Source organism: Luteibacter sp. (assembly GCF_036499525.1).
Lineage (GTDB): Bacteria > Pseudomonadota > Gammaproteobacteria > Xanthomonadales > Rhodanobacteraceae > Luteibacter.
Genome location: NZ_DASYDO010000038.1, coordinates 1 through 11,389, shown reverse-complemented (window position 1 = coordinate 11,389; position 11,389 = coordinate 1). Strand labels below are relative to the sequence as shown.

The following is an 11,389-nucleotide window of genomic DNA, read 5'->3' as shown; positions in this document are numbered from 1 at the left end:
CTTCCTTCGATAGTGAGTTTCAAGGACGGCTCTTTCCCGTCCAACACCATCGAAGAGTCTGTTCGCGGAACATCGGGTACCGCGAATTCGATGAATTTTTTCTTACAACCGCTTGCCACTCCGCGCCGCGACGAATCGAATGTGTTCCGGATCGTCGAGCACGGTCACGCCAGGAAGGCTGGCGAGGTAACTGACGAAGGCCGCGGCATCCCGCGCATGGAACACGCCGCTGATCCGCTTCCGTGCAAGGTTCGGGTCCTCGACAGTCAGCGGTCGCGGCGTGTAGGTGTTAAAGCGCCGCGCCACTTCCGCCACGGTGCTGTCGTGGAAGCGGATCTCGTCAGGCAGCCATGTAGCGGCTGTCGACGCATCGATGAAGCCGCGCGACACCAGCTTCCCATCCGTCGATACGCTGGCCGATTCGCCACCGCCGAGCTCGACGATGTGCTGGCGTGGCGCGCCCTCGCCCGTGAGCCGGCGGCGTGCGCGATCGAGCCACGGCGACGCGGTGCTGGAGACGGTGACGCGACCGCTCACCACCGAAACCTCCGTGACGGTGGCCCCGAGGCTCACATCGAACACCGTGCCGATGTCTTCGATGCGCTGTTTTCCTGCCGCGACGGTCATGGGGCGGTGCACATCCTTGCCGATATCGAACGAGGCATCGCCTTTGATCAGGGCGATATGTCTCGAATGCTCATCGAAATGCACGTCCACCATGCTTCCGGGGGATAGCTGGAGCTGCGTGTCGTCTTCGAGCGCGACCATGCGCACCTGGCTGGCGCCGGCCACGTAGCGAACGGCGGGTGGCTCTGACGCCGGCCACGCGAGGAGCAGGGCGGCGGAAACCATCAACAAGGCGGCGACCGCGGCCGAGATGCCGCCGATACGGAGCGTGTTCCAACGCCTGCGTGTACCGGCGGCAGGCGCGGCGGCGCGCACCCGCTCCGGCTCGCGGCGAAAGGGCACGACGCTGGGTTCGCTCGCGGCAAGCTCGCGCAAGCCTTCGAGCGATGTCGCGTCCATCGCGGCGGCGGCGCGCATGTCGCCGTGGAGTTGCGCAACGGCCAGGTATTCGGCGACGTGTTGTGCCGATCGGTGCAACCAGCCCGAGAAACGGTCCCGGGTTCGCGCATCCACGTCCTCACGCATGGTGAGGTACCAGTTCGCGGCTTCTTCGGTGAGGCGCCGTCCATTATTCATAGCGAAGCAATCCTTGGCGGCAGACGGCCAGTCCTTTCACGATGTACTTCTTCACCATGTTCGGCGAGATCGACAACTGTTCGCCGATCTGCTTGTACGAAAAATCGTCGCGGTAGTGCAGGACCAGTACGGCACGGCACTTGGGAGAAAGTCGACCGATCAGGGCGGACAGCCGCTGGCGGCGCAGTTCGCGGTCGATGTTCACGGCCGCGTCGCAAGGCGTGGAGAGGCGTTCGATCACTTCCTCGAGGCCTTCGCTGCTTACTGGTGCCCGCGAGCGCATCTGCGCGTGTTCCTTCACCAGATTGGCGGCCACGGTGAACAGGTAGGCTTCGGGATTGCGCACCTCGCCCGCGTCGGCCTGCCCATGACGGAGCAGGCGCAGGTACACCTCCTGAACGAGGTCCTGCGCATCCCAGCGATGGGCCACGCGACGGAGGAAGTAATTGGCAAGCGAGGGGCCTTTGTCTACCAGAAGGCGCGCCCAGCCCTGCGGCGTCTCGGTCGACACGATGGCTCCAGGTTCTTATGACGGAGCCTAAGCGGAGAACATGGCAGTTTTGTGAAACCCCGGACCAACCGTGTAGGAGCGCGCCCTGCGCGCGACATGTTTAAAGACCGAGCCTCGAATCTGGCGCGCCAGCTCCGGGTCATGGCCTCAAAACATGTCGCGCGCAAGGCGCGCTCCTACCCCTCATTTACCGAGGTTGCTCAGGAAGCGCTTCGTGTACTCCAGCACGGTGGTGCCGGGCATCGAGTTGCAGGTGGGCGAGGCGAATCCACCACCGCAGGGATTGTCACGGTCCAGCGACCAGAAGTGCACGCCGGCCAGCTTGTTGGTGGCGGCATAGGTGGTCACGGTGTCGATGTCCGCGATGGTAAAGGTCTCGCTGGACACGTCGTTCACCCCGATCATCGGCGTGATCTCAATTTTCGTCAGCGGGATGCCATACGTGTGCTGGAGGTTCTTCACCGCCTGGACCGCGGACTGACCCATGTTGCACTTGCCGTTCGCCACCACGCAGATGCCCGGCCCGGCGGTGCCGTAGTCCATCGTCATCAGGTTGATGGTGTAGTTCTTCAGGCCCGATGACTTCACGGCGCGAACGACCGCGTCACCCGTGGAGTTCACGCCGCCGAAGCTGCCGTCGGACGCGGCCAGCGTGGCGAGGGTGAATGAGAAACGCAGGTTCGGATACAGGCTCTCCGCATACACGGCGTTGCTGACCAGGGCATTGAGTTGCGCCGTCGACTGTCCGCCCTCGATGTCGAAGTCGACACCGACCAAGTGCGGGCTCATGTAGCGGGATATGAAGTTCGCCATACCCGTGGCGCTGCTGCAGGTAAACACGCCCGCCTGACCGCCGGTGGAAACGACGTAGTTGACGCCTGCGTTGTTGAGTCGGGAGATGTTGGCGCCGGCAAAGGCCGCCGCCGGTACGCCGCCCCAGTTCTCGCTGCCGCATTCGCCCGTGGCGAAGGCGAGCGTTATGGCGCCCAGGTTCGGCACCTGGGTGGACACCAGGCTGCCGCTGCCGACCACGGGCAATCGGGTGCCGGTCACCATCGTCGACATGATGTTGGTGTTCCAGTCGAGGTTGATGGTGATGTCCTTGTACGGACTGAAGATCAGGTCGCCGGCGGCGGGGGGCGGATTGTCGGGCGGGTTATCCGGCGGATCGTCGGGAGGCGTACCACCGCCTGTACACGATCCCTGCGATGTCCAGGGCTGGCCGGAACCGCTGCCACCGTTGTTAGTGGCAGGGTCGTTGCCCTGGGTCCACCAGTTGGCGATGTAGTTCGTGTCGTTTTCGCTGGCCGTATTGCCGCCGGTGTAGACCTTGCCGGCTTCCCACGCGGGTGCGCAATCGGCGGCGTGCGCCTCATGCCAGGGAAAGAATACGGAAAGGCCGAGAGCGATAGCCGAGAGTTTCAGGATCATTGAGCGCCTCCAGTATCGGTATGAGTGGGAGGCCTCCCTGCCTCGACGACCTGCTGCGAAAGCGGCTCTGGTTTAGGTCCTGAATGACAACGTTGTCTATTAGCCTTTCAGCGAAATGTGACGGGTTAGACAAATGAATCGATACGCATTTTCGGCGAACATTGACAACGAAAGACACGACGCCAGCGAAGACGACGCCGCCCTGGTAGGAGCGCGCCCTGCGCGCGACATGTTTTGAGGCGGTGACTAGAGGCTGCCGCGTGAGCCCCCAGCGCGTGAGCCTCTGACATGAGCCGGAAGACCGGGAGAGAAGATGTCGCTCGCAGGGCGCGCTCCTACCGCGTATAGCGGGGTTCGGCTTCGACGAACTTGTCGTAGTAGCGGACGACCATCTCGGCCACTTCGGTGTTGATCGCGTTGCCGTCCATCTGAGGATTGTCGACCACCATTTCCGTGGCCGCGTACATCACTTCGGTGGAGAGGCGCATGGCAATGCGCAGCGCGCCTTCGTCTGCGGTCGGGTAGCGACTGCGCAGACCCTTGATCGTGGTTTCCGTGACGTCTTCGTGCGAATCGAGACGGATGTGGCGCAGTGTGGGCACGGCGCGCAGCGCGCGCATGATCCACACGGCGCCGGGGAACGCGAGCGTGACGGCATTGATGGCCCCCTGCATGTCGCGAAGGCCGCGAATGGAAGCCTCGCGCGACCCGTCGTAATCAAGCTGCTGCTCTTGCGCAAGCCACGCCCGGTAGGCCTCGTTCTGGCACTTCATGAGGCGCTCGCCGAGCTCCTTGAGGATGGCGTACTTGTTCGGAAAGTAGCGATACAGGGCAGGGGGCGAGATGCCTGCGTGTTCGCAAACGAGATTCGTCGACAGGCGTTCCACGCCCACCTCACCGAGCAGGCGCGCGGTGACCTCGAGGATCGACTCGAACGTTTCCACGGAACGTTGCTGCACCGGCTGTTGCTTCGTGCCCAGCGGAATGGCCGACCGCGCGGCGGATGTCGTCCCACGCGAAACGCTTTTCATGGAATGTCCTCGGCGAAGCGCCCCACGGTCCTGTGAGGCGAATTGGTTTCAGATGATACGGACTTGCGACCCGTTGTCACACGCCACGCCAGCGTCAACCGAATGTCATAGATGAACAGTAGCGTTCACTACTGTTTTTTGCCACCCCTCCCCAAAACCCATCCCCCCCCTTCCTTCGGGCTCGACCAGAGCTGGCCGTTGCGGGCGACCTCGCGGCCGGAAAAGCAGGAGTTTTCCCACGATGCATCATGCAGTACGTCTTGGCCTTGGCCTGACCGCCCTTGCCGCCGCTACCGGCGCCCTTGCGCAGAGCACGAACCAAACCACGAACCTGCAAGGCGTCGCCGTTTCGGCCGCCGTGGACGATCCCAATCTCGCGCCGCCGGGCACCGCGGCCGCCCTTGCGCCTTCGCAGGGCAGCCTGTTCGAAATCGAACCGCAGTCGGTGCTCAGCCGTAGCTATATCCAGACCATCGCGACGCCGAAGGCGGATTACCTGGCCCTGCTCGAACTCACCCCGTCGGCGGTGAATGCCTCCCCGAACGGCGCGGGTCTCTCCAGCAAGAGCGGCACCGTTCGCGGCTTCCAGGACGGCGAGTACGACGTGACGTTCGACGGCATCCCGTTCGGCGATCCCGGCGCTTTCGGCCACGCCACTACCGCGTTCTTCCCCGGACCTTCGCTGGGCAAGGTGGTAGTGGACCGTGGCCCGGGCACGGCAAGCAACCTCGGCAACGCCACCTTCGGCGGCACCGTGGCGCTGTATTCCGCGCCGACTACCGACAAGCCTTCCGGTCAGTTATCGACGATGTACGGCAGCGGCGCCACATGGCAGGTGGCGGGCGAGGGCAATACCGGCACGCTGAACAAGGTCGGTACCGAAGCTTCGGTGAACTACAGCCACCTGGAATCCGACGGCCTGATCGACAACGCCGGCTTCCGCCAGGACAACGTGCTGTTCAAGGTGAAGCAGCCGCTGGGCGATCACACCACGCTGACCCTCGTGGCCGACTACAACAAGGTGAAGTGGAACACGTTCACCGCGCAGCCGAAGAAGCAGAGCGACCGCTTCGGCCTGGAATTCGGCGGCCTGAACCGCGATCCTGAATCGCAGGGTTTCTCCGACTACAACATCGACGACCGCCACGCCGACTTCGAATACCTTCAGCTGCATGGCGACTACAACGGCTGGCGTTTCGACAACAAGTTCTACACCTACGGCCTGCGCGACAGCGGCCCCGGCGGCGTGGACCTGCTCGGCAACACGCCGAACGCGGCGCTGCTGCCGAATGGCGGCGTGCCGGGCGCGATCAACCACAGCCGCTATCGCGCGGCCGGCGACATGCTCGCCGTGGAGAAGGATGTCGGCAGCGGCTGGCTGGACAGCACCTTGCGCGCGGGTGTCTGGGCCGAGCGCACCTACCAGGTGCAGGACCAGGTGACCGTGGACCTCTCCACGATGACGCCGCGCGTGCTCGCAGGCACGCCGAACGCCAATATCATCGACACCGACCAGCACACCAACACTACGCAGAGCTATCTCGAGGTGGAATGGCGTCCGCTGGAAAACCTCAGCATCACGCCGGGCGTGAAACAGATCGTATTCAATCGCACGCTGGATGGCGTCTCCAACTTCCTGCCGGTGGGTGGCGCAGGGCATTTCGCCACCACGCTCGCCACGCTTTCGGCCAACTACCGCATCGACTCGGGACTGGCCGTATACGGCCAGTACGCCGAGGGCTTCCAGGCGCCCAAGGTGAACATCCTGCAGGGCAACGGCGGCCACGTGGACCCGCAGCAGACGAAGAACTACCAGGCGGGCATCGTGTGGAAAACGCCCACGACGGTGGCCGACCTGGACGTCTATTACATCGATTTCGCCAACCTCGTCAGCAGCGTCGAGGAGCCGATCGGTCCGGCCGGGTCGCTGGTGAGCGTGTTCACCAACCAGGGCGGCGTGATCTACAAGGGCGTGGAAGGCGAGTACACCCACATCCTGGGCGACTCGGGCTTCAGTTTCACCGCCAACGGCAGCATCAACACCGCGTACTCGAAGACCACGCACCGGCAGATCTCCAACGCACCGGAATCCACCGCTGACGTGGGCTTCATTTATGACCAGGGCCCGCTCTACGGTTCGTTCCTCGTCAAGTACGTGGGCACGCGCTTCACGGGCGTGGGCGAAACGGGCGCGGAGAATTACAACCCGAACACCAGGCTGCCGACGTACAACTACACCAACTTCAACATCGGCTACCGCTTCACGCCTGACCTCAGACTGCAATTGTCGACCAATAACCTGTTCGACCACCGCACGCCGATCCAGGGCAACGGTGCGGCCAGCAACCCCACGTACTACTACCTCGCAGCGCGTAACTACACCGCGCAGCTGACCTATACGTTCTGAGGCCCCCTTGATGCGAACTCCCGGCTTCACCTTGCGACGCGCCCTTGCCGTCGCCATTGCTTCCCTGGTTCTGGCGGCGCCCGCCGCCATGGGAGCCGACCATGTCGGCGACGTCGATCCGCTCATCGGCACGGACTGGTTCGGCGATATCTTCGTCGGTGCCACCGTACCCTTCGGCATGGTCAAGCTCGGCCCCGACCTGCATGGCTATGGGCAGCGAAAGGGCTTCCAGAGTGTCGGCGAGATCCGTGGCTTCACCCATCTGCACCTGAGCGGTGGCGGCGGCAAGTACGAGAACATCCGCGTCGCAGCCAGCACGGGTCCGCTCGAACCCACGGACTTCCATTCGCCTCGGATGGATGAAGTGGCGAGCCCGGGCTATTACGCGGTGGCGCTGCCGCGCTATGGGGTGAAGACCGAGCTGACGGCCACACGGCGAGCCGGCATGCATCGCTACACCTTCGCCAGGGACGGCGAGGCGCATGTAACGCTCGACCTCGACCTGCTCTTCAAGGGCAAGGGCGAGGAAACCCAGCAATTCCTCGGTGGCGACGTACACGTGGTGTCGCCGACGGAAATCACCGGGATGGGCCGTTACATCGGTGGGTGGAACGAGGGCGGGGAATACGATGTGTATGTCGACCTGATCGTCGACACGCCATCCGCCGCCGCGCGCACGTGGCTCGGCACGGCACTGGGCTCCGCGGCGACGGCGCATGCGCCAGGCGACATGCCCATCGGCGCGGCGCTGGATTACCAGGTGATGGCGGGACAGGCGATCCAGGCCAAGGTGGGCGTTTCCTTCGTCAGTCAGGCCCAGGCGCATGCCAATGCCGTGAACGAAATCCACGGCTGGAACTTCGACGGCGTGCACCAGGCCGCCGTCGCCGCATGGAACAAGGCATTGGGCCGCATCGAGGTGACCGGCGCGGACGACGAGCGCCGACGCATCTTCTATACGGCGCTGTACCACACGATGATGATGCCTTCCAACCACACGGGCGAGAACCCGAAGTGGAAGTCGTCGGAACCGTATTACGACGACTTCCAGGCGATCTGGGACACGTTCCGCAGCCAGGGACCGTTGCTCACGCTGATTGCGCCGGACGTGCAGCGCGACATCGTCCGCTCGCTCGTCGACACCTTCCGCCACGCCGGTTACATGCCCGATGCACGCGTGGGCAACGACAACGGCCGCACCCAGGGCGGCAGCAATGCCAACGTGCTGGTCGCCGATGCCTACGTGAAGGGTCTTGCCGGCATCGATTACGCCACCGCATTCAAGGCCATGCAGAAGGACGCGAACGTGGCGCCGGAGAACGCGCGAAAGGAAGGGCGCGGCGGTCTGGACACGTACAACCGGCTCGGTTACGTGGCACAGCCGACCGAGCGCGCGGGTTCCCGTACCGTCGAATATGCGTACGACGACTTCGCTATCGCCGAGGTGGCATGTGGTCTGGGACACGACGACGAGGCGCGGCGCTATCGGAAGCAGGCTGGCAACTGGGCCAACTTGTGGGACGCGACCGATACGCACGAAGGCGTCACGGGCTTCCTGCGGCCGCGCAATGCGGACGGCAGCTGGGCGCCGCAGTACCTGGTCCGCCGCGGCACGTGGCCGGACTTCTATTACGAAGCCGACCTCTGGACGTATTCGCTCTATGCACCGCAGGACGTGCGCCAGCTGATCGCGAAGTCAGGCGGGAACGAGGCCTTCGTAAAGCGCCTGGACACCACGTTCGACGGCTTGCACTTCGACATCTCCAACGAACCTGGCTTCCTCATTCCCGACCTGTACCTCTGGGCCGGCAGGCCGGATCGCACCGCGGATCGTGTGACAACCTTCCTCCGCCGTGCCTTCGGCCCGGATCGCGGCGGTATCCCGGGTAACGACGACTCAGGCGCGATGTCGAGCTGGTACGCGTTCCAGTCGATGGGCTTTTACCCGAACGCGGGGCAGGACGTGTACCTCATCGGCACGCCGTCCTTCGGTGATTCGACGATCGATCTGGGCGGCGGCAAGGCCTTCCATATCCACGCGGAAAACTTTACCGCGGACGGGACGAACCGTTACGTGCAGTCGGCGACGCTCAACGGCAAGCCGCTGGATACCGCCTGGTTCCGCCACGGTCAGATCGCCCACGGCGGCACGCTTGGCCTCGTGATGGGGCCGTCGCCCTCGAGTTGGGGCACCGCCACGCCACCGCCATCGCTGTCCGACGAAGGCTTCGCCCTGTGCAAGCGCCTGTCCCATTGACTTATTCGAAAGGAATATCCATGTCGTTTCTTCGCTCCTACACGCTGTGCATGGCGGCAGCGTCCTTCCTGCTCGTTTCCGCGCCGCTGCTCGCCACGGACAGCGTCCGGATAAACCAGATCCAGCTCATCGGCACGCATAACAGCTACCACGCCGGCTTCGCTCCCAGCGCGCGACGCGTGATGATGAAAGAGGCGGCGCAGCAGTTCGCCGCGATCGATTACAGCCACCCGTCGTTGACGAGGCAACTCGATGATGGCGTCCGTCAGGTGGAGCTGGACGTCTTTTCCGACGCGAAAGGCGGGTTATACGTCGATCCGGTGATCGACCGCATGATCGCGCTCAACGGCTTGCCGGCCGATCCCGCAACCGCCGCCCCGGGTACCTGGGAAAAGCCGGGCTTCAAGGTCATGCACATTCAGGGCGTGGACCAGCGCAGCACCTGCCAGCCGTTCACCGCGTGCCTGGAGGAACTTCGCGCGTGGTCGAAGGCGCATCCGCGTCATGCGCCGTTGTTCGTCCTCGTGGAGACGAAGCAGCAGCCCTTGCAGGCGAAGATCCCCACGGTAACGCCGGAGCCGTTCACTCCAGCCGTCTTCGACGCGCTCGATGCGGAGATCGCCTCGGTGTTTCCACGCAACGAGATGGTGACGCCGGACGACGTGCGCGGCCAGCACGCCACGCTGGACGAGGCGGTGCGTTCCGGCGGATGGCCCACCGTGGACCAGGCGCGCGGCAAGATCGTGTTCCTGCTAGACCAGCGCAAGATGGAATCGGTCTACACCGACGGGCACCCTTCATTGCGCGGGCGCCTTATTTTCACCAATGCGACGCCGGGTGCGGACGATGCCGCCTTCACCGAGTGCAACGAGTGCTCGGCCAGGGACATCGACGCGCTGGTGAGCCGTGGCTACATCGTGCGTGCCCGTACCGACGATCCGGCGCAGGGCCAGGGCCTGAAGAACGACGGCACGCGGCGTGACGTCGTCCTCGGCACCGGCGCGCAGCTGGTGAGCACGGATTATCCGGCGGGCGAGCCTTCGTCCGCTGGCTATGCCGTAGGTTTCCCCGGTGGCGTGAAGGTACGGTGCAACCCAGTGCTCACGAAGAAGAGCCAGTGCAGCGACCGTAGCCTGGAAACACCATGAGAGTGCCGACGGCGATGCCTGCGATGTAGGGATCGTCGATTTCCAAGAAGCATGTGCCGGTGACACGCGTTCACGAAATAATCAAAGAGCGTCGATCCGCGTTGAACGTAGCACAAACTATTCCAGGCCGGAGAGCGTGCTCTCCGGCCTTTGTTTTGAATGATAGATCGTGCAGCTCTCAGACCCCGAATGAGATTGCTATGTTCCTAAAGGGGCAGAGTTACGTACGGGGTGGACGGTGTTCGTCGATGGCAGTGGCTCGGTGGGCAGGGCTGCCGAAGGAGTGCTATTGCCCGACTGGAGCCCGCGCGACCTTCCTACGGACGCCGCTGGACCAAGGCAACTACGTTCCACGCCGTGAAGCGGCGAGTCTTGAATGACAGCAAGCGCCGACCTCTCGGCGACCTGTAATCCGAAGTCGGAGACTGTATGGCGACGCACGAACGACGCTGTCCTGCCGCCCTGGATCAGAGTATGGAGCCAGCGCGGAGATATCTGGTACCGATGGAATTAGCGGAGCGAGAAGCGCGATTTCTGTCACACATTAAGGATCAGTCGGTGAATACCTACCCAAAAGTAGGAATTCCCCTACATAACTTCTTTGGGCTGGAAAGCAGCATATCAGCAGCGAGCGCTTTTTGCCGAATTTGTGCGACGACTGCATCGCGTGCATGCGCGTAATTGCCAGGGGGAAAAATATGCGATTCATCATTCTAGTCATGGCCTTGGTGGTGGCAGGTCAAGTCCGCGCGAGCGAGTTCTACTACGTCGTTTTCAACATTCCGCCTCTCGCGGATGTCCATTTCCCAAGTCCAAATGCCGCATGTCAGAGCGCGTATCAGTACGACCAGTCAGTGACATTCAAAGCATGGGCGGGTGATGAAGAACTGGAGCCGCTTCCTTATGAGGCGCCGCACATCTTCCAGTCGTTTCCGCCAAAGTTGCTTAAATATCAATGCGACACGTCTGCGAAGGTTACCTACAGAGACGAGAATGGAAACATCACCGGTACCTACACGCTCATGAACGGTTACTACATCAATCGCCAGGGCAACGATTGTAAAGATGGTCAGTACTACAATCCCGTAACCGGTTACTGTCAGACCTCTGATCAGGAGCAGGCGAACAAAGAACTCGGAAATCCTGAGCATTTGGTGGGTACGGTGAGTTGTGCGGATCCGATCAATATCGGTACTGGTAACGTCTTCGAACAAGAAACGGATTACGCCGATCAAGACGGCGAACTCAGCTTCTCACGTACTGACCTTGCCCCTGATTTCCGTATCCCTTAACCACATTGGCTGGCAGCTTGCTCATCCTGCCATCGCTTTTCGAAAGTCATCGGGCTGACGTAGTCGAGCGTCGAGTGTAAGCGCTCTTGGTTGTACCAGAGGATCCAGT

The 11,389-nt window shown here is 62.9% G+C and carries 9 protein-coding genes; 4 read left to right on the top strand and 5 right to left on the bottom strand.

All coding sequences use genetic code 11. The annotated features are described in order from the left end of the window. Positions 1-102 precede the first annotated feature (102 nt). From VGM71_RS07675 to VGM71_RS07660, 4 genes are all read right to left on the bottom strand, one after another. Positions 103-1,203: a FecR family protein gene (locus tag VGM71_RS07675; RefSeq protein ID WP_331543638.1), complete on the bottom strand. Its 1,101-nt coding sequence runs from the start codon at positions 1,201-1,203 to the stop codon at positions 103-105. Beyond that, positions 1,196-1,714 carry a sigma-70 family RNA polymerase sigma factor gene (locus VGM71_RS07670; RefSeq protein WP_331543636.1) on the bottom strand — a complete coding sequence of 173 codons (519 nt, stop codon included), beginning with the start codon at positions 1,712-1,714 and terminating at the stop codon, positions 1,196-1,198. Before VGM71_RS07670 ends, VGM71_RS07675 begins: the two co-directional genes overlap by 8 nt. A 183-nt stretch (positions 1,715-1,897) precedes the next feature. Next, complete coding sequence (locus tag VGM71_RS07665) at positions 1,898-3,145, bottom strand: carbohydrate-binding protein (RefSeq protein ID WP_331543634.1); 1,248 nt, start codon at positions 3,143-3,145, stop codon at positions 1,898-1,900. A gap of 335 nt (positions 3,146-3,480) precedes the next feature. Then, entirely contained in the window at positions 3,481-4,176 is a 696-nt protein-coding gene (locus VGM71_RS07660; protein ID WP_331543632.1) for a helix-turn-helix domain-containing protein, read from the bottom strand. Between the two features lie 241 nt (positions 4,177-4,417). On the opposite strand from VGM71_RS07660, the gene VGM71_RS07655 reads away from it, so the two are divergent. The 4 genes from VGM71_RS07655 to VGM71_RS07640 all read left to right on the top strand — a co-directional run bounded on the left by VGM71_RS07655 (position 4,418) and on the right by VGM71_RS07640 (position 11,280). After that, positions 4,418-6,583, top strand: coding sequence for a TonB-dependent receptor (locus VGM71_RS07655; RefSeq protein WP_331543630.1), 2,166 nt, complete (start codon positions 4,418-4,420; stop codon positions 6,581-6,583). 10 nt (positions 6,584-6,593) lie between these two features. After that, a complete protein-coding gene (locus VGM71_RS07650; RefSeq protein WP_331543628.1) occupies positions 6,594-8,840 on the top strand; it encodes a GH92 family glycosyl hydrolase in 2,247 nt (748 codons plus the stop codon). 20 nt (positions 8,841-8,860) lie between these two features. After that, positions 8,861-9,988 (top strand): phosphatidylinositol-specific phospholipase C1-like protein, encoded by a 1,128-nt coding sequence (locus tag VGM71_RS07645; RefSeq protein WP_331543626.1) that lies wholly within the window; start codon positions 8,861-8,863, stop codon positions 9,986-9,988. A gap of 719 nt (positions 9,989-10,707) precedes the next feature. Beyond that, positions 10,708-11,280 (top strand): hypothetical protein, encoded by a 573-nt coding sequence (locus VGM71_RS07640; protein ID WP_331543624.1) that lies wholly within the window; start codon positions 10,708-10,710, stop codon positions 11,278-11,280. On the opposite strand, the gene VGM71_RS07635 is transcribed toward VGM71_RS07640, so the two are convergent. Further along, positions 11,277-11,389 (bottom strand): IS3 family transposase (locus VGM71_RS07635; RefSeq protein ID WP_331543698.1); only part of this gene is annotated, 113 nt, incomplete at its 5' end. The genes VGM71_RS07640 and VGM71_RS07635 overlap by 4 nt on opposite strands.

What these genes read in the sequence shown, in the direction of transcription:
- VGM71_RS07675 (WP_331543638.1), bottom strand. Translation starts at nt 1,203, where the DNA reads ATGAATAATGGACGGCGCCTCACCGAAGAAGCCGCGAACTGGTACCTC.
- VGM71_RS07665 (WP_331543634.1), bottom strand. Translation starts at nt 3,145, where the DNA reads ATGATCCTGAAACTCTCGGCTATCGCTCTCGGCCTTTCCGTATTCTTT.
- VGM71_RS07660 (WP_331543632.1), bottom strand. Translation starts at nt 4,176, where the DNA reads ATGAAAAGCGTTTCGCGTGGGACGACATCCGCCGCGCGGTCGGCCATT.
- VGM71_RS07655 (WP_331543630.1), top strand. Translation starts at nt 4,418, where the DNA reads ATGCATCATGCAGTACGTCTTGGCCTTGGCCTGACCGCCCTTGCCGCC.
- VGM71_RS07650 (WP_331543628.1), top strand. Translation starts at nt 6,594, where the DNA reads ATGCGAACTCCCGGCTTCACCTTGCGACGCGCCCTTGCCGTCGCCATT.
- VGM71_RS07645 (WP_331543626.1), top strand. Translation starts at nt 8,861, where the DNA reads ATGTCGTTTCTTCGCTCCTACACGCTGTGCATGGCGGCAGCGTCCTTC.
- VGM71_RS07640 (WP_331543624.1), top strand. Translation starts at nt 10,708, where the DNA reads ATGGCCTTGGTGGTGGCAGGTCAAGTCCGCGCGAGCGAGTTCTACTAC.